We start from the raw sequence: 21,701 nt of genomic DNA on the forward strand, positions 1-21,701 counted from the left end.
CTCGTCGTGCCTGCCGAATCTCGTGCGTCCGTGCCGTTGTCCGCGAACGGTCTTCGGCGGCCGCCCGCTGCGCGCACGGGGTGGTCCACGGCGGCCGCGGCACGTCGCGGCGGCCGCCGCCCGACCTCGTCGGGGTCGGTTCATGAGCACCGGCGAGGTCGCCGTGCTCATGGCGGCCGCCGCTGTCGCCGGTGCGGCGGCGGTCGCTGTCCTGGTTCCGTACTTGCGCCGCGTCCGCCCAGGCCGTGCGCACTGCGCGGGTGCGCAGCAGCCGGAAACGCCGCGCAACGGACGGAAGCCGGACGGCGTCGCCGGCATCCGCCTCGAATTCGCGGCGGATGCGGGGAGCGGGCCCTTCGGCCCCTCGCATCCGCCGCGTTCCAGCGCCGCGGCCGCTCGCCGAAAGACTGCCGTGACCGGCGAGTTCTACGCTCGCACGGCGTCGAGGATTCCTGAACGGGTCCGGGTGGCCGTGTGGCGCGAACTCGCCGCTGGGGAGCGGGCCGTTTCGGGTCGCCTACCGGTGGGCGACGCGTTCGGAACGCTCTTCGTACTCGGCGTCCTGTTCTTCGCGGCTTCGGTTGTCGCGCTGCTCGGCGACTATTCGCGGATTTTCTTGGCGGCAACTCTGCTGTTCAGCGCGGGCCTCGTCGGACTTCCCGCTCTGAAGCTGCATCGCATTGCCTGGCAGGCGCCCAATCTGTCGGCCGGTTTTTACGTGGCCGCGCTCGAGGGAGAAACCCGTGTGGACGAGTGAAGACGCGCTGAAAGAGCTCACCGCCCGCGACTACCGCGCCGTTCCGGTTGCGGTTCCGCCTGGGCAGCCCGCATTCATGCTGTTCGCGCGAGTGTGGAAAGAGCCAGGAAACCCAACCCCCCTGGCCCCGCGCCCGGCCGTGCACCGATCCGTCCCGAGGAGTCCGCAGCGCTTCCTCACCGGACCCCGGAAGCTGGAGCACGACGCCGCCGCGACTGCGCACTGCCGACGGCGGTGCTGGAGCGCGGCGCGAGGGCCCCGGGGTATTGATTCGACACGCCTCGCCTGGCCGGATTTCGGATCGCGGCGCGCGGCGGTCACTCGACAGTCAGGCCCAGCGCCCGGAACGCCTCGCGGAGGATGGCCGCGTGGTCCCACGGCATCGGCCGGGCCAGTGCCTCGGCGACCGGCACGAACGCGACCTCCCGGACGGCGTCGCCGACCTCCACCGGCAGAGGCGCGTCCACCAGCACCGCGTAGGACACGGTGCAGAAGCGGCGGGACGCGTCGCGGCCCTCGTCGCGTGACGACACGGGCACGAGCGGCGTCCCGGTCATGTCGACGCCGGTTTTCTCCCGGCACCGGCCGACCGCGACGCGGTCGGTGGCCTCGCCCATGTCGCACGTCCCGCCCGGCAGGCCCCAGAGCCCGACGAACGGCGCACGGTCGCGCACCGCCAGAAGCACCCGCCGGTCGCGAGTCACCACGACCAGATTCGCCGCGTGGTCAACGGGATCGCCCGTCGGCTGCTCGACGAGCGAACTGTCCACAGTGGTGTCATTCATGACGAATCTCCTTGTTCTGCAACGGTTACCGGTGAATCCGGGCTGACTCCAAGCGTCGCCGCCGGGCGGCGTCGCGCCTAGATGTTTCCCGTTTCTTCTGAAACGGGCGACAGAGGGAAACCATGCCTGAACTGGTCTTTTCCGGACGTCCGCGAATCGGAGCACGTACGTCGCGCCGGTGCTGCGGGCCCGGATGCCCTCGCCCTCGATGACACGCCGAGCCGCCGTGGCCGCCGGGAAGGTGTTCGTCCCGGAAGGCTCCGGGCGGGTGGGCGCAACGCTGAACCTCCCGGGGCTGGCCCGGTGCGGCGCGGGATGCCGCGCGCCCTGCCCGAAGCAGAGCCGCGGGCGTTCGGCGCGTGCCGGAAAGGACGGGAGATCTTCTCGATGTTCGGGGCCGAAGCCGTGTGCCCGCGAGCTCCCGGGCGCGATCGGAATGCCGCCGTGCACCGATGCGAGAACAAGGGCCGAGCCCGGCAATAGCGCTTCGCGTCCGCCAGAAGACGACAGCTGAAATGCGCATCGTCGACAGAACCCACGCGCATTGCACTGCCGCCTAGTGAAACAGTTCGACAACCTGGATCCAGGGCGGAATTCCCGCATTTCCCGTTTTCCTGCCGCGGTCGTGCACCGCGGACGGACGGATCCGCGTGCAGCACAGGACCCCCGTGGCGCGAACCCGCATGGGAATGCGCGGACTCGACACGATCTCGAAGAACGGCGCCCGTTCCCCGGCCGCTGGAGAACGAACACGGCCGCCGAGGACTGCCGATGAGCTCTTCGCCCCGGCGGCTCCGGAACGTCCTCCGCCCCGCTCATGCCCGGAGCCCGGATAGGGCTGCGTCCGGCTGAACTCCGGCAGAGGCACGGCCTGCCGCCCGCGACCATCACGGAATTCAGCGAATTGCGCGACCACGGGGTTCGGGATCCGTACGACGGCGGCGAACTCCCGGGCAACCGGGCGGTCTCCGACCTGCACGCGTTCGAGGACGCGGGGGACGAGCTGCTGGGCAGCGACGACATGAAACAGGGCCCAGGCCCGCCGGGGAGCGGGAGGCGGCGCGCCTCGACGGCCGCGCGGCGACCGTCGGGCGGGGCGTCAGGGCCCGGGCGGGCTCGCGCGGTTCGCGGTCCTGACGTCCCGCGCGGTCGCGCGCGCCGCCGTGGCACGGTCCTCCAGGTCCGCGATCAAGCGGTTCAGCCGCTCGACCGCTGCGGGGTCCGGGAACTCGACCGGGGGTCGGCGCCGGGGAGTTCCGGTCCGCCGGCCCCGGCTCGCGCGCGGAATACAGCGGGTTTCAGGGCAGCCGCTCGGGCATCGAGGCCCCGGTGCGAGCGCTGGAGCGCGAGGGCGGCGGACCGGACTCGCCTACCGGCCGGCTGCCCGGTGCCGGTCGGTCGGCGTCGCAGGTCGTCGATCCGCAGGCGTGGACGAAGGCGAGCATCGCGGGCCAGCTGGGCGTCCCGGGCGGGGTTTCAGACCGTGTCCGGTCTTCCGCAACTGCCGGAAGGTCTGGGAGGACCGAGATCCTGCCCGCGCTGTCCAGGCTCGAGACGAGGCCGGACACGGCGGTTTTCTGCCGCGCCGGCGACGCGGGCGCGGGAACGAATGTCGGCCGCAGCCAGATTCGCTGCCCCCGCGCTCGCCGTCCGCAACGGCGCACCGCGCTGCCCGGGGCGGATTCTTGTTGGCGGGCTGTTTCGCGTCGGTGCCGCCGGAGCGCTACTCTCGGTACGGTTTGGATCACAGTGTCAGAGCGCGGGGAGGTCAGCGTCGTGTCCGACGCGAAATACGCGCCGCCGGGGGTCGACCCGAACAAGTCGAGCATCGCGCGGGTCTACGACTACTTCCTCGGCGGAAACTGCTGGTACCAGGAAGACCTGGACACCGCCAACAGAATCCTGCAAGCGCTGCCGGACGCGAAGGATCTCGCGCTCGTGAACCGGCGCCTGCTCACCCGAGTCTGCCGGTTCCTCAGCCACGCCGGCATCCGGCAGTTCCTCGACATCGGCTCGGGCCTGCCGACCGCGGAGAACGTGCACCAGATCGTGCAGCGCGCGGATCCGACCGCGAGGGTGCTCTACGTCGACTACGACCCTGTGGTGGCCGCCCACGGGCGCGCCATCCTCGCCGACAACGAGAACACCGAACTCATCCAGGCCGACGCCTTCGATCCGCAGAGCATCCTGCAAGACGTCAAGGTGCAGGACCACCTCAACTGGGACGAGCCGATCGCGCTGCTGTACATGGCGGTCCTGCACCACCACTACAGCGACGACCGCTCGATCGCGGCCGCGGCGACGCAGCCGCTCATCGAGCAGCTCCCGCCCGGGTCCTACGTCGCCATCTCCCATCTGCTCGATCCCCACGACGGGAGCGAGGACGACGAGACGGTGAAGGACGTGCTCGACGTCGTCCACAGCAGCACCATGAAGGACGTCACGGCACGGACCATCGACGAGATCACGGAACTGTTCCACGGCACGGAGCTCATCCCGCCGGGGCCGGACACGCCCGCAGAGGTCGTGCTGGCGGCGCGCTGGTGGCCGGACGGCCCGCCAGGAGACCTCTCGGTCGCGCAACGGATCCTGGCGGCCGGCGTGGCGAAGAAACCCTCTTAGGGCTCGCCACGGTCCTCGCCGTCGGTGAACGGTGCCGCTGACGCACCTCAAGAAACGAACTCGCCGAATTCGGGTCGGGACAGCCCCGCGGGTCAACGCCGAGCGCATAGGCCTCGGCGGTGGAGCGCTGTGCTGCACCGTCGGAACAGAGCCCTGGCGCCGCAACGCCCGGCTGGGGGAGACGAACGGCTCGCGGGGGCCGGAAAGACCGTTCGCCGGCGACGGCCTGCGGGTTCTGCACGTCCCTCGAACGTGGCGGTCGGAGCGAATCCTCCGGCCGCACCCGGGACGACGGAGGATCATCGCCCCGGTGATTGTCGAACCGCCACGACGGCGCGATCCCGGAGGGCCGTCGCTGCTGTCGAGTCGGAGTTCGACCAGCAGCCAGTGCCCGGCCGCCCGAATCCGTACGGGGAGGAGGTGCGGAGGCTGCCGCTGGACCGCTGCGCCGAGGCCTACGCGGGCACGGAGCACGCGATCCCGGTGAAAGTCGGCGAACGCGTCTGGAAGCGGCTGCAGCCGTTCGTCCAGCGCCATTGCCGGTGCGCCGGCTTGGTCGCTCGGCTGTCGCACCCGGGCGGTGGCGTCCTGGTCGGCAGGGCTTCTACGCTGGCGGGGTGAGCGAAACCGCGGAGATCGGGGCCCGGGTACGGGAAGCCCGGGAAGAACGCGGGATGTCCCAGCAAGAGCTCGCGGACGAGGCCGGGATCAGCCAGAGTTTTGTGTCCAGGCTCGAGTCCGGCGCCCGTTTCCTTTCCGAACGCGGCCTGCTGGAGACGCTCGCGTCCGCGCTGGGGCGCTCGGCCGCCGAGCTGACCGGCCGTCCGGATCCGATCCCCGGCGCCCTGGTGCTGTCCCCGCTCTCGGCCGCGCTGTCGGCCGCGACGTGGGACGAGGTGCCCGACGTCCCGGCCCGCCCGGTCGACGAGCTGGCCCGCCTGGCCGCGGAGGCGAACCGCGCGTCGGCGGACGCCCGCTACGTCGTCGCGGGCGGCTCCCTGGGAGCGCTGCTGGTCGAGTTGCACGTGCAGGCGGTCGCGGGCCCGGCGCGGGACCGCCGCGCGGCGCTGGCCGCGTTGTGCGAGGCGTGCATCGTGGCGGTGGGCATCGCCCGCAGCCTGGGCGACTATCCCGTCGCGCTCGTGGCGGGGGAGCGCGCGCGGGCTGCCGCCGCCCGGTTGGAGGACCCCGTCCGCGCCGGGTTCGCGTCGATGTCGACGGCGATCGTGCAGGCCCGCATCGTCGACCGCCCCGCCGCCCTGGCCACCGCCACCACCGCGCTCGCGGCGCTCGACCGCGCCGACCCCGACGCGGACAACCCCGCCGAAGCCGAGGCCGCGGGCATGCTGCACCTGGCTCTCGCGCAAGTGCACGCGAAGGCGCGCGACCGGGACACCGCGTTCGCCCACCTCGCCGAGGCCGCGGCCCTGGCGTCCCGGACCGGCGAGCGCCGCACGCTGTGCTACGACTTCGGCCCGGCCAACACCGTGGCCTGGGATCTGTCCGCCCACGCCGAACTCGGCCTCGGACCGCAGCGGGCCGAGCAGGTCGTGCGCCGCCGCGGCTACCGGGCGGGCCTGGTCAGCCTGGACCGCTGCGGCGCGCTGGAATTCGACCTGTGCAGATGCTTCGCCCAGGACCCGGAAGGCTCCCGCGACGATCGCGCCCTCGATCATCTGAACCGCGCCTACCTGGCCGCTCCGGAACGGGTCGGCGCCGACCCGCTGTTCGGTCCCCTGGTCGAGGGGCTGGAGCGACGCGGCCGCCACCAGGACGACGAACTGCTGGATGCGCTCAAAACCCGGGTCCCCTGACGCGACCCGGCCGGCCGCGCCGTGCACCGGGCGCGGTCTGCGGCGCGTTCCCGGCGCAGACCGCGCAGGACTGCAGCCTTGCCTCGGGAATCGTCCTGCGGCAGCGCACCCCCGATCCCCGAGCATGGCCGTGGTTCTGCGCGGGGATGTCCGCCTCGTCCCGGACTGCGGCCGCACGCCGTGACGACCGTGGGCAGGGAATGGACCCGGGCGCGCGGGCGGCATTTGTCGACCGGAGCAAGAATCGTTATCCCGCAGTTATTCGCGCGAGCCGTGCCGCATTCATGTTCTGGCCGGCCGTGCGCCAGGTATTCGCGGCGCCGACCACGATCCGGGACGGGTTCAGCGTGATGCCGGCCAGAGGCATGCGGAATCCGCACGCGGCAGTTTTTTCGTCGCGTTATGCCAGTTTGGCATAGGTTTTCGCGGGACTGCGGTTTTATCGTCGTCCCATGATCGGCGAGGGGGCGGCGGGCCGCAGGCGGGTGGTGATCCGCCGTTACCGCGGTGACGGCCGGCGGCACGTCTACCCGGCCCGGGCCGTGCTCGTCCGGAGGCCGCCGCCGCAGGTGCAGGCGATGTGCCACGAGCAGCTCGGATCGGGATGGACGCATCCGACGGACATGCTCGCCCGCGAGCCGTTGCCCTCTCTGGGCAGCCCGTTCGAGCGCTGCGAGAATTGCTGGGAATGGATGCAGCGGCATCCCGGCGCGCGGGTGGTCGCGGGCGGCGCGGCGCGCGATCCCCGCGCGCCGGGCGCGTTCCCGTCGCCGCCTTCCCGCGCGCCGGGCCCCGGCGCGGCCCGAACAGAGACTGCTTCCCTCGCCTCACCCCCGGGCAAGGGAGGGCAGGTGCGGCGCGACCTGGGGCGGGCGTGCCGCATCGTCCCGGCGCTGGAGCGGACCCCCCCTGTCCGCCAGGGCCCGGAAGGAGGCAGCTCCGGCGGCGACACACGCCGGGGCTGCCCTCCTGCCCGCCGTCTGCGGCAGTCCCGGGCGGTCCGCCCCGTCCGCGTCGCGCCGCGTGGCGCCCCGGCCTCCCGCTGGAGTCCGGAGGCGCCGCGATGACACGCGCCCACGCCGCGGGCCCGGCCTACCGCGGGTCGCGGCAGCTGGCCGATCTCGTGCTCGCCGCCGTCCATCTCGACGATCCGGACCCGCCCGCGATCCGCGACCGCGATGCCCTCGCGGCCGTTCTGGCGGTGAGCCTGCTGGCCGAGCAGGTCCTCGACGGGACGATCGCCGCGACCCGCGACAAGCTCGTGTGGCTGCAGGAACCGGTGGCCGGCCCGCCTCGCGACGCCGTGCTGCGCGCCCTGCTCCGGCACGGGCTGCCCGCTCCGATCGCCGCCGTCGTCGACGAACTGGCACGGGATTCGGCCGAGACGGTGTGGCAACGGCTGGTCGCGCAGGGCGTCGCACAGCGAGCACGGTCGCGGCTGCGACACGGTCCCGGGTACGCGTTCACCGTCCTCGCAGCCCGCCAGTGGCCGCGTGCACTGCTCAGCAGCGCTCCCCACCGGCCCGGTATTCCCGCCCACAGCGCGGCCCCGCTCGCCGTCGCGCTCTGGCGCGTCCTGCGTGCCCTCGGCCTCGCCACGTTCAGCCTCCCGGCCGGGAGCCGGGCGTGGCTGGAGGCCGCTGATCCGCCCCCCGGGATCGAGCCGCTCCTGCGGTCCCTCCCCGCACCACGAGCCTGACCGGCCCGCGCCCGCACTTCGCTTCCACCCTCTCGAAGGGCACGTCGCCGTGTCCCTGTGTTTGCCCTGTTTCCGTTCGATCGCAGGAGGTTTCACGCATGCGCAGGTCTTCGTTTCCGCGTCGCCGCCGCCGCACGGCGGCGATCGCGGTGGTCGGCACCGCGATGCTGGCCGGCACCGGGGGGGGTGCGGCCTGCTCGGCGGCTCCGAACCGACCCGCGGGCCGGACGGGCGCGACCCCGTCGTCGTGGCAGAAATGCCGTTGCTGGACGTCGCGCCCCTGCACCTGGGCATCGAGCGCGGCATTTTCGCCGACGCCGGAGCGAGCGTGTCGAGCACGACCGCGTCCAGCGGACAGGCCGCGATCGCGAAGCTCGCGTCCAAAGAAGTCGCCATCGCCTACGCCAGCGACGTCGCCGCGGTGCTCGCGGCCACCCGCGGGGTCGGTGATCTCGCGATCATCGCCGAGGCATCCTCGGCGGCGCCCAAAACCATCGAGCTCGTGGTGCCGAAAAACGGGTCGGTCAAGACAGTGAACGACCTGCCCGGCAAGCGGATCGCGATCAACGCGTCGAAAGGGCTCAGCGACACCCTGGTCATGGCCGCCCTCAACGTGCGCAACGTTGCTTACCAAGACATTCGTTGGGTCGAGATGCCGTTTCCCAACATGGCGGGCGCGCTGCGCCGCGGCGATGTCGACGCCGCGTCGACGGTCGAGCCGTTCGTCACCGAAGCCGCCAAGGACGGCGACGAGGAGTTGCTCGACCTCGCCTCCGGAGACACCAGAAATCTCCCGGTCGCCTGCTACCTCACGACGAAAACGTGGGCCCGCAGCCATCCGTCCGACGTCGCGGCGTTCAGGAACGGTCTGCGCCGCGCCGCCGACCTCGCCAACAGCGACCGCGCGACTGTCGAGAAGTCCGTCGCCCGCTACGCGCAGATCAAAGAGGGCGACGCCAAACTGGTGACGTTCCCGTATTTCCGGGCCGACGTCGCACCGGTTCCGCTGCAGCGCGTCCCCGATCTGCTCGCGCGCTACGGCGTGATCGGTTCCCGGTTCGACATCAACAGCCTGCTCTTGCCCGCGAAGCCGTGACCGAAGGGGCGAATACGCTGCGGTGAAGTCCTCCCCGCCGCGGTGCGGGGAGGGCTTCACCGCGGCGGCGGTCAGGACACGTCCGACGAGTTCGACGCCCAGGTGTTGCATTGCTTGACCCGGTTTTTGGTCGCGCCCTGCTGCCACCAGGCGATGGCGTGCCGGTCGCTGCCGTGGTCGCGGGGGCCGCCGTTGTGGTCGCCGCGGTCCTCGCTGTTCCAGGCTTCGGTGTAGATGTTGCGGTCGACGTCCCCGCCTCCCGCGGCGTGGGCGGAGCCCAGGAACATCCCGCTGAAGCACTGCGCCTGCAGCTCCAGCCGCCGCGACAGTTCCAGCCCGGCGGCGGAATCGGCGCCCGCGTCGTATCGGGCGTCGTCCATCGCATCGGACACCCCGGACAGTTGCTGCACGTGGTGCCCGTACTCGTGGGCCAGCACCGGGAGATAAATGCCGGGATGCGCGCCGTACTGCTCGATTTGGAGTTTGTCGAGCGGCATGTAGATGGTGCGGTTGGTCGGGCAGTAGTAGGCGGCGAAACTGTCGCCGGCCGATCCGCACGGGCTCTGCATCTGCCCGGACGAGGCGACCACGAGGTGCGGGCTCTCGAACGGCAGTCCGGCGGCGGCCAGCACCTGGGACCACACGGCGTCCAGGCACCGGACTCCGGATTCGAAGAACTGTGCGGCCCGGTCGCGGTCGGGTCCCCAGCGGCTGAGCGTGCATTGCCGGTTCGGCAATCCGATGTCCGCGCGCTCGAACAACGGGTTGTCCGCCAATGCTTTGACCGGACGCGGCCCCGCGGGTGTCGGCTCCGCGCGGGTCGTGGCGGCGGGTTCGCTGCTGGTGGCGCGGGTGCCGGGGGCGTCCGAGGCGCTCGGCGCGCTGCCGGCGGTGTAGCGGGTGGGCGCGGGCGGGCTGTATGCGGTGGGGTAGGTCGGCGCGGGCGTGCTCGCCGCGGTGGTGCGCTCGCGCGGGCGGACCGCATCGCCGATCGCTCCGATGGCGACGAACAGCAGCAGGACTCCGAAGACCCCGCCCAGTCCGATGAGGACCGCGCGCCGCTTCTTGCGCGGCGGCCCGGCGGGAACCGCACGGGTCCCGTATCCGCGCGCGCCGGGATACGGCGGCCTGACCGGGGCGGCGGGCGCCGGGACGGAATACCCTGTGGGCACAGGGTAACAAGTCGGTCCGTTGTGGACTGTCGGCGTCGGGGCAGGAGGCTGCCAGGCGGGAAGGTGTTGCCCTGGATGCATTCCCGGCCCGGGCGGCAGCGGGTACGGCGGCGGGAGCGGCGGCGCTGCGGGCGGAACCGGGTACGGCGCGCCCTGCGGTGGCCAGGTCATCGGCATTCCCCCTGCGATTGCTTTTTCCGCGCGGTCGGCTTTGTTCGTTGCCGCCCCGCCCAGCCTAGCGGTATTGCTCTAAGGTTTCGGCCGTGGCGAGGAAATGGGTTTCCGCGGCGGCTGTCGCCGTCTTGACCGTGCTGACCGGAATAGCGCCGGCAGCGGCGTATCCCGGTCAGGGAACGCATTCCGCCGGCGGCGCTTCCCCGGTTTCCGACGCCGTCGCCGACATCGGGCTGAAATTGCTGCGCGACGGCGGCCTGCAGGTGACGGAGAAGATCACCGTCCCCGACGGAGGACGGCTGGCGGCCGATCTGCCGCTGCGCGTCCCCGGCGACGGCGGGCCGGACCGCGTCTACACGGTGCGGTCGGCCGTCCTCACCCGGGCGTCCGCGTCGGCCTGGACCGACGACCGGCTCGGCCTGACGTTCCCCTCCGGCGAGTCCACCGTGGTGTTCACCGCGGACGGCGCGCTGTCGGATGTCGGCGGCGGCCAGCTGTTGCGGTGGCCGGCGCTGGGCGGGTTCGATCAGCCGGTTCGGGAGGTGCGGGTGTCGCTGCTCGCGCCGGAACGCCCGGGCGAGCCGGTGGCGTGCGTGGTCGGCGGCCGGCAGGCGTGCACGCACGCCGAGATCGACGGAACCGGCGTGCTGCGCGCGCAGCAGCGCGGTCTGCGCGCCGGGGACCTGATGGAGGTGTCGGCGACCCTGCCGCCGGGCACCGCACCGGCGAACGCGCAGGCCGCGCCGAGGCTCGCGGCGGAGGAGGCGACGGCCGGCCCGTTCTCCTTCGGGCCCGCGGAGGACGCCGCGCTCGTCGCCCTCGTGACGCTGGTGACCACGGCCAATGTCGTCGTGTGGCTGCGGAGACGGGCCGCGGCGGCCGCCGGCGCCGATGTCGCCGTGCACGTTCTGGCGCACCGCGACGGGCGGACGGTGTTCGCCTCGCCCGACGGGGTGCTGCCCGGGCAGGTCGGCACCGTGGCGGACGGGTCGGCCGATCCGGAGGACATCGCCGCGACCGTGCTCGACCTCGCGGTGCGGAACTACCTCTGGCTTGCCGAGCTGCCGGGTCCGGACTGGCAGATCTCCCGCGGCAGCCCGCCCGGCGGCGACTTGCGCGAGTACGAGCGTCTGGTGCTCGAGGCACTGCTGCCGGAAGGCACAGACACGGTCCTGCTGTCGCGGGCGCACGGTGCCGGCACCGCCGCGATCCGGGACGCGATGTACCGGGATGTCGTGGCCAGCGGCTGGTTCTCCCGCCGCCCGGACCTGCCTGCGGGCAGGCTCGCGCTGCCCGGCATGCTGCTGTGCGCGCTGGGTGCGGCGGCGACTGCGGTGCTGGCGGTCACGGTCGGCCACGCGCTGCTGGGCGTCGCGGTCGCGATCGCCGGGTTGGGCCTGGGCGCGGCCCGCGCGCTGCTGCCTGCCCGCACCGCCCGCGGCGACGCGGTCGCCGCGCGGATCACCGGCCTGCACCGTTACCTGAGCGCAGTGCGCGCCGAGGACATCGAGTCCCCGGCGGACCGGGAGACGGTGTTCTCGCGGTCGCTGCCCTACGCGGTGGCGCTGGGCGAGACCGAGCGGTGGCTGGCGGCATTCGCCGGCCTGGACCCGGCAGATGACCGCACGCCGGGGCTGTCGTGGTTCGGCGGCCTCGAGGCAGACCGCGACCTGGCGCGGTTGCGGCGGCAGGTGCCGAAGTTCCTGTCCGCGCTGAACGAGGTGCTGGCTCGCAACGATTAGTGATGCCCGTAGATCCCCGGTCGCGGCCAGGCTGCGAGGCGAGATGAATCCCGCAGTGCGTCCGCCGAGCCGGACCGTCGCCGCGGCACCCCGTCCCGGATGCCGCGATGGGCACGGCGAGGGCCGGGCTCGCGGGTGCGGCGCGACGATTCCGGCGGGCAGCGACAGGCGCGGATCGGCGCGGCGAATCAGGGTTCAGCCCGGGTTTGGCGGAATCCGGGGTATCTCCACCGTGGCGTCGGGATCCCAGTCCGGCGGCGGGCGGTTGTCCCGCCGCGTGTAGAGCCACAGCACCAGGGCCAGCGTCCCGAGCGTGATCGCGATCCCGGTCACGACCCCGGCCAGGTACACGATCATCCGGACCTCCGAGGCCGCAGCGCGCCGTCGGCGATGACCCGCTCGTGCCGCTTGATGTGCTCATTGCTCGTGACCTGGTTTGCGCTTCCATTCGGCGTGCAGCGCCGTGAGTTTCGGGTTCCTGTGCACTTCCGGCGTGTACCGGGTCCGTTCCACGAGGACGCCCTTCACGCGCCTGTGGGACCAGCCGGTCGGCCGCGCGGTCAGTTTGACGCTCCGGTTCTGCCGGTACAGGTCGATCATGCGCGCGATCTCGTCGGCGCTCGGCTCCGGGAACCACGGTTCGTAAAGATTCCGCTCCACAAGGATGTTCAGCACGGTGTTGCAGGACCGGCCGGTCGTCTGTGCGGTCTGCCGGACGTGTCGGGTCATGGCGTAGACGGCGATGATCTCGTCGATCCGCGCGTCGGCGATGAGACGGTGGAAGGGCCCGGCGGGGGGTGTTGCCGGTCATGCCGTTGGGCCGCCGCGCGTCATCTCCCGCACACAGGCCCGCGCTTCGTGGAGGGTGTCTGCGACGAACACCCGCGCTCGGGGGTTGAGCCGAGCGCGGTCCTCGGGGGGGTTGGGCTCGGGCCGGGTCCCGGCGAGGAAGACCGCGTGCGCGCCCGCGCGGGTCGCTCCGAGCACGTCGCATTTCCACAGGTCGCCGAAGTGCATCAGCTGGTGGGTTTCCACGCCGTAGTCGGCGGCGATCCGTTCCCACAGCCTCCGGTCCGGTTTGCGCTTCCCCAGGTCGTAGCTGGCATAGACCGCGTCGAGCATCGGGAATTGCCGGTGCAGGGCGGCCAGTTGCATCGGGCCGGTGGTGGAGGGGATGTTGGAGAGCACGACGGCGGGCGCGCCGCCGGTCATCTCGATCATGTCTGCGACCGCGGACGGCGCGTAGTCGTAGCCAGCGAATCCGGACCAGTGCGGGTGGTCCTGCGGCAGGTCGGGGACGGTGCCGGTGAACCAGTGCGGCGGAAGGTCGGCCGGGTCGACGCACGCCTCCTCGCAGAAGCTCTCCATGGCCTCGCCGTCGGGCATCGGGGTGCGGTGGGCGAACGTGCGGCACGCTTCGTCGACGTCGGCGGCCGGCAGCGGGCTGAGCCGCTGCACGAACTCGTGCATCCGCACGCCGGTCGTCACGCCGAGCGTGCGGACCGCGTCGAACACCAGCAACTTGATCGCGCTCATGCCCGCCCGCTTCCGTGGGAGCGGGGCTTCGGGGACACGAGAGCCGGCGGTCCGGCGGCGAACCGGATGGTGTTGTCGGGACGCAGGCGTGCGCCGGACGCGCGGTCGCTGTTGGCGAGGTCGGCGGCGTTGTCGGGCAAGGGGTTCATCCTTCGGTTGTGGACGGGCCCTGTGGTGCTGGGCGCGGCGGCGTTGTCGGGCAAGGGGTTCACGGTCGTCCGCGCGCTGCGGGTGTCGTGCTCGCCGGGGCTGGCCAGGGCGGGGCTGCACGCCCGGATCGCCCGTGGCGGTGCGGTGGCCGCGCGGATCATCGGCCTGCGCCGCTGCCTGCGCGACGTGCGCGCCGAAGACCCCCGGGTCCCCGGGACCGGGAGACGGTGTTGTCGCTGTCGTGTGCGGTGGTGCTGGGCGAGACCGATCCGTGGGTCGCGGCGTTCGTCGGCGTCGTCGCTCATCGGCGAGGATTTTCCTTTGCTGTCAGGGGTTCTGTGCGGGTTCCGTTTGTGCCCGTATCGCGGAAACGCCCGCCCGCGGGCGGTTCCGGCAGAGGTCGCCGCCGCCTGCGACGCGCGCGGCGAGGAACAGCCGGGGCAGCCTGTCGTCAAGAAGGCTGCCGCGGCGGCTACGCCGCGTGCTCCGCGCAAGAGCCGGGCACGGCAGCCGGTCGCGGCGTGCGTCCGCGGCAGGACAGGGCGCATGGTCGCCGAGGGCTCGCCTGGAGCAGGGACGGGCCCTGCGCGTGACCTGCGGAAGGCCTCCTCGCATTCGATGCGGCGCGTGTCGAGTCGCGCCAGAGCGGGTGGGGCGCGCACCGCCGGGGCGAGATGGCCGTCGCGCTGACGGTCACCTGAAGTGCGCTTCGACTGTCTGGGCCATGATCGATTCCGCCTTCGCGAAACCGTCTTGCGGCAGCGGGGGGTACGGGTCGGGCGCGTACTTGCCGCGGCCGCTTCCTGCTTTTGCCTGGACGTGCAGGTTGCCGGGTGCTTGCAGGTCGTTCGTCGGCGAGAGGTAGATGTCGCAGGTCGTCTTCTTGTCGTCGGTGTAGACGACTGCCGCCTTTCCCGCGATGACCGTTTCCCGCCTGTCCGGCGCATCCTGGCCGTAGCCGCCGGGGGCGTCCTCCGGGGTGACGTTCACGCGGATCGCGAGCTCGTGGGCGGAGTCGACGAAAAAACAGTGCCGGCCCCACGTCACGGGCACGAATTTGCTGCCGTACACGGCGGTGACAGCGTCGTGGAACGCCGCGCAGGCCACGTTCCGGTTGCGCGCCGCGTCGGTCATGATCTGCTGCGGCGAGGGGGCGAGCGCGACCGGCTGGTACGGCTCGCAGTCCGGCATCGCGAAGGGCACGCCGAGGTCGACGCACGCGCCTCGGGCGTTGGTGTCGTGGTCGTCCGGCGCGTACAGCAGCTCGGTCGCCGGGGGAGCCTGCCCCGAGGGTTTCGCTGCCGCGAGGCCGATCACGCGCTCGGCGAGCGCCGCGGCGGCGTCGCAGGTCCGTGCGGAGACTTTCACGGTCACGTCGGCGACCCATCGGTTCTGGGCGCCGGACGGGCCGTCGTCCCAGACGGCGTGGCACTGGTCGCCGAGCTGCTTGAGGCCGAGGGTTTTGCCCGCGATCGACCGCGGCTGGCCGGACAGTTCGGTCGGGGTGTCGTAGAACAGCTCGAGCGCCGGTCCGGGGTCGGGGGCGCCGGCAGGGTGGGTGGCGCATCCCGCGAGCGGGTCGGCACCCAGGGGCTGGTACTCGTACTTCGTCGCGTCGCCCCGGAGCGCCGCGGCCAGCAGTGTGCAGCCGTCCCAGGCGGCGTAGGGCCGGTTCGCCGGCGGGATCGAGGCCGGGTGCCGCAGCTGCGCCACGGCCGCCTCCGCGTAGGGGCGGAGGACAGCGCAGGCCTCGCCGGCGCCGGCGGGCCCGGTGTAGGACACCTCGACCGCCAGCTCGAAGCTGACCGGGAGCACCAGCCGGCACGTCGGGCGGTCGCCGGGGGCGGAGTACTGGTACGCCTTGGCGCCCGCGAGCACCGTCGGTGTGCCGGCGTAGCGCTGGAGTTGGTCGGAGAGCGCGCCGACCCTCACCGTCACTCCGGCGTCGGCCGAGACGTAGCGGGGCGACGCGGCGAGAACGCACGCGTGCGGTCCGATCGCGAAGGCGGTCGCGTCGGGCGTGCCGCGTTTCCGCGCTCCCGCCGTATCGGCGAGCGCGCAGGGGTCGATGGCGCGCAGCGCGGCGGTGACCGCGGCGGTGTCGCGGCCCGCCGGCGCGGGGGTGTGTTGCTCGGGCTGCGTGCCGCCGTTCGGCGCGTCGCCGCTGCCGAGCAGCGATGGCACGGCGATCGCTGCCGCCAGGACGATCACGAGCGTCGGAACCAGCCACAGCCACCGTTTCTTCCGCGGCGGGGTAGGCGGCGGCGCGGCCCGTCCGCCGGGGTGCTGGCGGAACTGTTGCGGTCCGAACTGTTGCGGTCCGAACTGTTGCGGTCCGAACTGTTGCGGTCCGAACTGTTGCGGTCCGAAGTGCTGCGGTCCGAAGTGCTGCGGTCCGAACTGGTGGTGCGGCTGGTGCCCGTACTGGGGCACGCCGCCGTAGGGCGCGGTCATGCGGGTCCTCCTGGCATGCGCACGGACTCGTGGTGGGCGGGTGTTCCGTGTTTGTTCCCGAGCTGCGTCCGCAGGTGGTGCGCGCGCACGAGGTTCGCGATTGACGGTGTTGCGCGGGGCGTGAGCGCGGTCGCCCTCGACGTCGTCGGGCTTGCGCCGGTCGAGAGTGTTCTGTCCGCCGGCCGGGAGACGCCGTGTCCGTCGTGCGTCGAGGTGTCGCCGGCGGCCGTGTCCGCCGCGCCGGGCTCGAGGGCGGCGAGGAGTTCGTTGTCGGTCTCCGGCGGCGGGATGCGTTGCGCGCGCACGCCGCCGGGGTTCGGGACTGCGGTCCTGATCCCGTGCGACCGCAGCAGCTTGTGCAGGCAGCGCAGGGCGGGCAGGCCGTGGCAGAGCCCGTCGCGGACCGGCGCGGGGTCGCACCCGGCCGCGAGCGCTCCCGTCGCCGCCGCGGCCGTCAGCGCGAGCGCGGCGCGGGTCGCGCGGGTCTCGCCCGACCTGCCGGATCGCCGGCGGGGCCGGGAGCGGGTGTCGCCGAGCTGTTTCACGGCCGGGGGCCAAGGCTCGGCCGACGGCACCGGGTCCGTGCCGGGATCCTGTGCAGGGCTGGTGTCGTCGGTCATCGGAGTTTCCTTCGCTGTCAAGGTTGTGCGCGGCTGATCTGTGCGGGTTCCGGTGGCCGGATCAGCCGCGGCGCAGGTTGTCCAGCACCTGTGCCGCCACGTCGCGGGCGGACTGGCACGGGTCCTTGTCGCCTTTGCGCGCTGGTGATTGAGTGATCGAGACGTCAACGGTTTCCCGGTCGCTGGTTCCCAGCGCGACAGTGCATTCGCCGAAACGTGCCCGGGGGTCGTCCGTGCCGTAGGCGACGACGGGGTACCCGGCGACCGGGTCGAGGGGCAGGAAGAAAGGGTAGACGCCGCCCTTGGCGCGGTAGATCGACGTGAGGCCCAGCTTGTCCACGGTAGGGAATACGATCACGACCTGTGCCTGGGAGAACCATCCGCAAGCCGGCCCGCCAGGGCCGTGCGGGTCCGGCTCGGCCCGGACGTTGCCGCCGAGGAGGTCGGATACCTGCCCTGAAGCCAAGGCGTCGCACGGATTCTGCCTGAACCGGGAGACGTCGAGGGGGTTTTCCACCTTCGGCACGCCGGGGCCGGGGACGTCCTCGGCCGGTGTGCTGCGCGCCGCGTGGTCCGGCCGGGACGCGGCCTGGTCGGCGCCGGAGCAGCCGGCGACGACGACGCAGGCGAGCGCGAGGACGGCGGCCGTCGAGAGGAAGCGGGATGCGGCCGCAGCGCGCTCGGTGCCGGGCGGGGTCGGGTGCATCAGGGTTGCCTTCCGTCGTGCGGTCCGGTGGTGCGGTTCGCGGCGCTGGCAGGCCGCGGGACGGGGCGGCCCTCCGCGCGATCGCATCTGCGCGCCGGCTTCGGCGGCACTCGATGCACGTTGATGTGCCTCATCCGCTCCACTGCGGGTGCTATCAGTGCGGTCACCAGGTCGAAGCCGACGAGCGGCCCGAAGGAGAGGAGAATCGCTATCGCTGCCGGTGGATCCGGTGACCGAAAGGAAGCGAGTCCAGCAGCTGCCCCTTCGTTGCAGTCCTGCGGATCACAAGAAGGAGGGGCACCAGGAGTACAACGCCGAGCGCCACTGCGTCGCCAGGCCTGCGCCGCAGAGCACGGATATGGTCTTTGGCCGGCTCGCAGAGGCAGCGCGTCACGACAGCTCCTGCGTCTGCTGTCGGTGAGCTTCGATAGTGCCGGTGATGAAGTCGGCGTGCCGAGTCAGGTCGGTCGCGACGACCGGTGCTCCATGTTTTTTCGCCGAGAACAGTCCGACGCATCCTCGGCTGACCAGACCGATCACCAGCGGTTCACGGTCCGCATCGCCTTGTGGGCACACCCATACCGGTCCGCCCGAGAATCCTTGGTCCATGTCGTTACCACCGGTATTGGCGATGCACATCTCGCCTAGCCCGAGACCGCCAGACAAGCCGATCTTCAGCGGCAGCACCGCCGTATCCACATTCGAGAGCCGCCCGGTTCCTTCCGGGCCACGAGTCCAGCCCATCACGCTTACCGGGTCGAATTCATCGAGCATCGGTTCGGTGGCCACCGTCGCAACCGGATGCGCGACAGGCTCCCGCAGTCGTAACAACGCGACATCGTGAGCCCCGTCGCCCCGCTTGGGCCGTCCTTTGAGACGGTTCGGTGACGCGAACGCGGGGTGCGGCACGATCGAATCCACTGGTGAAATCGCACCGCCCTGGCCGAGCACGCGGGAGCCGACTCGGACATGGAACTCCTTGTCCGCGGTCGGAATGTCCCCGAGCCGCATCACCTCTCGATCGATAGTTGCTGTGACGGCGTGCGCGCAGGCGAGCACCCAATCCGGCGCAATCAGCGTGCCGACGGCAGTGAAGAAGTTCTCCCTGTCGTGTTCGGGAGCGTTGTACTCGATGGCGACGACAGTTTGCGCCGCTGTCTCATCTGCCTCACCTGCGCTTGGACAAAAAGGCAGGCTGCGAAGCGTTTTCACGTGCCGGCGTGATGCCGCCGCATAATAGGGGGACAGGACGATCTTCTTCAGCAACATGTACTGCCTTTCAGCTCTGCTTCTGGTTTCGTCTCGGCAGTCGTGCCGATCTCTCCGTGTGGTCCAGCGGGGGCACAGTCGAGAACGACTGAATCGCCGTGGTCGACCAGGTGGAATCCGCTCGGCACCGAGTTCTGGCGGAGCCAGGCCAAGGCCTTTTGCCCTGCGACTGCCAACTGGCACAGGTCAGTCTCAGCAGAATCGGCCGGGCGTTCCGCTGCGCCCCGAATCTGGCAGGACGCGAAGTAGTCGTTTCGCCAACCGCGGCGTGTTGCGAGGTCGATGAGGCCTAGATGCACCTTCTCTCGGCGACTCCCGCGTACCTGGACACCCGGCGAGAGCATCCGATCGACGCGAGGCCAGGTCGGTGCTACTACCGTTTTCTCCGTCTCGGTCGGCGCATCGTGGGGCCGACGTGTGATCTGGTCGGACATGATCGAAACTCCATAGCCTGTTCTTCGTGGCGACGCGGCCCGGCCCGGCCGGCGGAGGAGGGGGATAGGCCAAACCGGGCCGCGCCCGGCTGTCCTTCCAGGTGGCGCCGAGGAAGGACAGCCCGTTGGTGGGTGGGGTGATGCAGCCTGCATCACCCCGGCAGGGGCTCACCGCCGTGTTGGGAAGCTCCGAACGTCAGACTGAGGAGCGCCTGGCCGAGGTTCGGCAACGTGGTGACGTCGGCCAGCGCGTCCGTCCACGAAGTTGGGTTAGGCATGTGTCGGTTCCTTGTTGTCCGGTGCGCGCGGCAGGCGCCGGCGCGCGTCTGGATCGCCTTGAGGGGCCCGGTGCGGGGCCGGTGGAGCACGCGGCGGCGCGCGCGACGGATCCGACGACGAGCGCGGTGCGCGGGGCAACGGCTGGCTCCTCTCTTCTGTGTCCTGCCGCACTCGGCGGCCTTCCGGGCTGTCTCCGCGGCCACTGCGAATCGGGACGGCGGCCTGGTGTGCGGCTGGCGCGCGGGCGAGCGGCGTGCGAGCCCGGGTTCTCCAGAGCCGGGCGACCGATGCCGTCCCCCCCGTGGCGGGGCGCGTCACCGGCCGACCTTCCGAACAGGTCGCCGTCCGCGCCGGGCGCCAGGTCCCGTTTTTCGCCGTTGTCACGGAGCTCGTTCCGGCAGAAGGTCTCCGCAGGGCTTTTCCGGCGGACCGAACTCCCGATGCCAGCCGATCCGGGAGAACTGGCCGAGCAACATGGGGTTCCAGTCCAGGAATTTCCTGGCCTTGTGGTATTTGCACACGCATTCGGCCCAGTCCTCGTAGGTGGCCGGATCGAGGACGACCTCCGGCGAGGGGCCGATGTTGCGGGCCACGTATTCGTCGTAGGACAGCGTTCCGAACCAGGCTGAGCGGGCGAACCCGTACAGGGCTTGGTCCCAGCGGAAACGCCCGCCGATGCGCGCTTCGCTGCAGAGCCACGCCAACTGGCCCTGGTCCCCGATCCCGGTGCCCCGCTCCAGGATCATCGCCCAGGTCTCGCAGACGATTCCGCGGTCGAACTCCTTGCGGTCGAACTCCTTGCGGTCGACCAGGCGCCTGTGCAGGCGGATCGCGTTCTCCTTCAGGAACCGGTCCGCCGCGGGCTCCAGGACCAGGGGATCTTTCGCTGTCGCAGTCATCTCCGACACAGTCATCTCCGAACGGTCAGGACGGCGTGGAGCCGCGCGCCTGCGGCTCCACGCGGGTCGTCGATCAGAAGCGGTCGTCGCCCGGGCGGGAAAGACGAGTTCCCGGACAGTTGCGTGCGCGTCTGCCTCGCGGACTCGCGCACGCCGGCGCAAGGAGCCGGGCTCCGAGCTGGCTGCCCTTTCCGGGGCGGCGTCGCATGCTGATGCGCCGGGGCCCTCACGAATCGGCCCTCCGGCGACGGTTCTCGCGCAGCACGCTCGCGAGTGCTTTCGCGCGTGCTGCGCCGAGACCGGGGACCCCGTTCCAGCGCGTCTCGCCCACCGACGAGAGTTCTGCGAGGGTCGTGAACCCTGCTTCCGCCAGGGCGTTGCGGGTCGCTGTCGGGAGCGGCGGGGCCAGGCCGTCCAACGGGGTCGCGGGGCCGGACAGCGGCGTGAGGCGCAGGCGCGCCGGGCAGTCGGGCCTGGCGAGGTCGCTGCGCAGCTGCGCAGCGAAGGAGGTGCTTCCCAGGATCAGCACCTCCGCGCTGCGTACGGCGACGACGGTGGCTTTCTCCTCGGATCCGGAATTGGCGTCGCTGCGGACGAGGGCGATGAAGTGCAGTCCGCCGCGGATGTGGACGGCGACCTGTTCGAGCGCGCTGTCGGCGTCGTCGGTCCGCCACAGCGCTGCCCGGCTGCCGAGGCGACGGGCGGTGATCGACACCGTGTCGTGGTCGGGGAGCGCGCGCGGGCGGGCAGCGACGTCGGGGGCGGTTGCTTTCTCCCGGGCGGGGCGGGGGTCGAGGGCGCTCAGCCGCGCGACGAGGTCGGCCGGGCCCAGCCCGCACAGCTCGGCCATGGGCTCGATCGCGACCGGCTCCAGGTCGACCTCGAGCGGATGCCCGGGATGGCGGAGCATCGCCGCCGCCCAGCGGGCCATCGGGGCCAAGCCCGGGTCGTCGCTGGCCGCGAGAACGGGCAGCCGTACCCGCAGGCGCCCGGGTTCGCGGCCGAGGATCCGCAGCTGCACGGAGGCGAGCAGGTCCTGCGGAAGGACGTCCATCGCGGCGCACAGCTCGACCAGCCGGTGCACCGTGGCCTGCCGCGTGCCCTGTTCGTAGCTGGTCAGGGTCTGCAGGGCCACCTCGACGCCGGGCTGATCGAGCATATTCTTGCGCGTCCACTTGCGGCCCGTGCGGCGCTTGCGCAGCTCGTCCCCGAGAACCAGGTTGTACAGCTCGGCGTCTTCGGCCAGGACGGCCAGGGTCCCGGGCCGGTGCCCGAGCAGCGATACGGCATCGTCCTCGCCGCCCGCCGACGCGCAGCGCGTGTTCGTCGCTGCGTCCGCTCCGATCGGAGCGAGACGAGGCGGCGCGGGATCGGCGGCCTCGCCCGCGCCGGGAGAAGGGGGATCGTGCAGCGCGAGGGTGCCCGGCGCGCTGAAACCGTGCTGGGGCAACGTGGCTCTCGGCAGCCGAGAACGCTCGCCTGCGGTCATGGGA

The 21,701-nt window shown here is 71.9% G+C and carries 21 protein-coding genes; 8 read left to right on the top strand and 13 right to left on the bottom strand.

Annotation, left to right across the window (positions count from 1 at the left end; genetic code table 11):
- Positions 1-142 precede the first annotated feature (142 nt).
- Complete coding sequence (locus BM362_RS31875) at positions 143-757, top strand: hypothetical protein (RefSeq protein WP_093575667.1); 615 nt, start codon at positions 143-145, stop codon at positions 755-757.
- A gap of 317 nt (positions 758-1,074) precedes the next feature.
- Here the strand turns inward: BM362_RS31875 and BM362_RS47795 are convergent, their stop codons facing one another.
- Complete coding sequence (locus BM362_RS47795) at positions 1,075-1,542, bottom strand: NUDIX domain-containing protein (protein WP_167545526.1); 468 nt, start codon at positions 1,540-1,542, stop codon at positions 1,075-1,077.
- A 1,776-nt stretch (positions 1,543-3,318) separates the two neighbouring features.
- Between BM362_RS47795 and BM362_RS31885 the strand changes: the two genes are divergently transcribed.
- From BM362_RS31885 to BM362_RS31905, 6 genes are all read left to right on the top strand, one after another.
- Entirely contained in the window at positions 3,319-4,164 is an 846-nt protein-coding gene (locus BM362_RS31885) for an SAM-dependent methyltransferase (protein ID WP_093575669.1), read from the top strand.
- Positions 4,165-4,584: 420 nt separating this feature from the next.
- Positions 4,585-4,785, top strand: a complete 201-nt coding sequence (locus BM362_RS31890; RefSeq protein WP_143132542.1) for a hypothetical protein — start codon at positions 4,585-4,587, stop codon at positions 4,783-4,785.
- Positions 4,782-5,978, top strand: coding sequence for a helix-turn-helix domain-containing protein (locus BM362_RS31895; protein WP_143132543.1), 1,197 nt, complete (start codon positions 4,782-4,784; stop codon positions 5,976-5,978). Before BM362_RS31890 ends, BM362_RS31895 begins: the two co-directional genes overlap by 4 nt.
- Positions 5,979-6,430: 452 nt before the next feature.
- A complete protein-coding gene (locus tag BM362_RS47800) occupies positions 6,431-7,045 on the top strand; it encodes a hypothetical protein (protein WP_167545527.1) in 615 nt (204 codons plus the stop codon).
- On the top strand, positions 7,042-7,677 hold the full coding sequence (locus tag BM362_RS47805) for a GPP34 family phosphoprotein (protein ID WP_093575672.1): 636 nt from the start codon (positions 7,042-7,044) through the stop codon (positions 7,675-7,677). Before BM362_RS47800 ends, BM362_RS47805 begins: the two co-directional genes overlap by 4 nt.
- Before the next feature lie 256 nt (positions 7,678-7,933).
- Positions 7,934-8,773: an ABC transporter substrate-binding protein gene (locus BM362_RS31905; RefSeq protein ID WP_167545528.1), complete on the top strand. Its 840-nt coding sequence runs from the start codon at positions 7,934-7,936 to the stop codon at positions 8,771-8,773.
- A gap of 71 nt (positions 8,774-8,844) precedes the next feature.
- On the opposite strand, the gene BM362_RS31910 is transcribed toward BM362_RS31905, so the two are convergent.
- On the bottom strand, positions 8,845-9,945 hold the full coding sequence (locus BM362_RS31910) for a neutral zinc metallopeptidase (RefSeq protein WP_244287355.1): 1,101 nt from the start codon (positions 9,943-9,945) through the stop codon (positions 8,845-8,847).
- Positions 9,946-10,208: 263 nt separating this feature from the next.
- Between BM362_RS31910 and BM362_RS31915 the strand changes: the two genes are divergently transcribed.
- Entirely contained in the window at positions 10,209-11,861 is a 1,653-nt protein-coding gene (locus tag BM362_RS31915) for a DUF2207 domain-containing protein (protein ID WP_093575674.1), read from the top strand.
- 195 nt (positions 11,862-12,056) lie between these two features.
- Here BM362_RS31915 and BM362_RS47810 read toward each other — a convergent pair whose 3' ends face one another.
- The 11 genes from BM362_RS47810 to BM362_RS49465 all read right to left on the bottom strand — a co-directional run bounded on the left by BM362_RS47810 (position 12,057) and on the right by BM362_RS49465 (position 21,697).
- On the bottom strand, positions 12,057-12,218 hold the full coding sequence (locus BM362_RS47810) for a hypothetical protein (protein ID WP_167545529.1): 162 nt from the start codon (positions 12,216-12,218) through the stop codon (positions 12,057-12,059).
- A 60-nt stretch (positions 12,219-12,278) separates the two neighbouring features.
- Positions 12,279-12,590 carry a hypothetical protein gene (locus tag BM362_RS31920; protein ID WP_093575675.1) on the bottom strand — a complete coding sequence of 104 codons (312 nt, stop codon included), beginning with the start codon at positions 12,588-12,590 and terminating at the stop codon, positions 12,279-12,281.
- A gap of 78 nt (positions 12,591-12,668) precedes the next feature.
- Positions 12,669-13,397, bottom strand: coding sequence for an HAD family hydrolase (locus BM362_RS31925; protein ID WP_093575676.1), 729 nt, complete (start codon positions 13,395-13,397; stop codon positions 12,669-12,671).
- Positions 13,394-13,852: a hypothetical protein gene (locus tag BM362_RS31930; protein WP_093575677.1), complete on the bottom strand. Its 459-nt coding sequence runs from the start codon at positions 13,850-13,852 to the stop codon at positions 13,394-13,396. The genes BM362_RS31925 and BM362_RS31930 overlap by 4 nt, the downstream gene beginning before the upstream one ends.
- Before the next feature lie 388 nt (positions 13,853-14,240).
- Positions 14,241-16,001 (bottom strand): hypothetical protein, encoded by a 1,761-nt coding sequence (locus tag BM362_RS31935; RefSeq protein ID WP_093575678.1) that lies wholly within the window; start codon positions 15,999-16,001, stop codon positions 14,241-14,243.
- Entirely contained in the window at positions 15,998-16,621 is a 624-nt protein-coding gene (locus tag BM362_RS31940; protein WP_093575679.1) for a hypothetical protein, read from the bottom strand. The genes BM362_RS31935 and BM362_RS31940 overlap by 4 nt, the downstream gene beginning before the upstream one ends.
- A 61-nt stretch (positions 16,622-16,682) precedes the next feature.
- Entirely contained in the window at positions 16,683-17,327 is a 645-nt protein-coding gene (locus BM362_RS31945) for a DUF3558 domain-containing protein (protein WP_093575680.1), read from the bottom strand.
- Between the two features lie 390 nt (positions 17,328-17,717).
- Positions 17,718-18,593, bottom strand: coding sequence for a trypsin-like serine protease (locus tag BM362_RS31950; protein ID WP_208865402.1), 876 nt, complete (start codon positions 18,591-18,593; stop codon positions 17,718-17,720).
- Positions 18,594-19,182: 589 nt separating this feature from the next.
- Positions 19,183-19,308 carry a hypothetical protein gene (locus BM362_RS50090; RefSeq protein WP_280142758.1) on the bottom strand — a complete coding sequence of 42 codons (126 nt, stop codon included), beginning with the start codon at positions 19,306-19,308 and terminating at the stop codon, positions 19,183-19,185.
- 381 nt (positions 19,309-19,689) lie between these two features.
- Positions 19,690-20,208: a hypothetical protein gene (locus BM362_RS31955; protein WP_143132545.1), complete on the bottom strand. Its 519-nt coding sequence runs from the start codon at positions 20,206-20,208 to the stop codon at positions 19,690-19,692.
- 226 nt (positions 20,209-20,434) lie between these two features.
- Positions 20,435-21,697: a helix-turn-helix domain-containing protein gene (locus BM362_RS49465; RefSeq protein WP_244287356.1), complete on the bottom strand. Its 1,263-nt coding sequence runs from the start codon at positions 21,695-21,697 to the stop codon at positions 20,435-20,437.
- Positions 21,698-21,701 lie beyond the last annotated feature (4 nt).

Origin of the sequence: Amycolatopsis rubida (assembly GCF_900115345.1) — a bacterium.
Lineage (GTDB): Bacteria > Actinomycetota > Actinomycetes > Mycobacteriales > Pseudonocardiaceae > Amycolatopsis > Amycolatopsis rubida.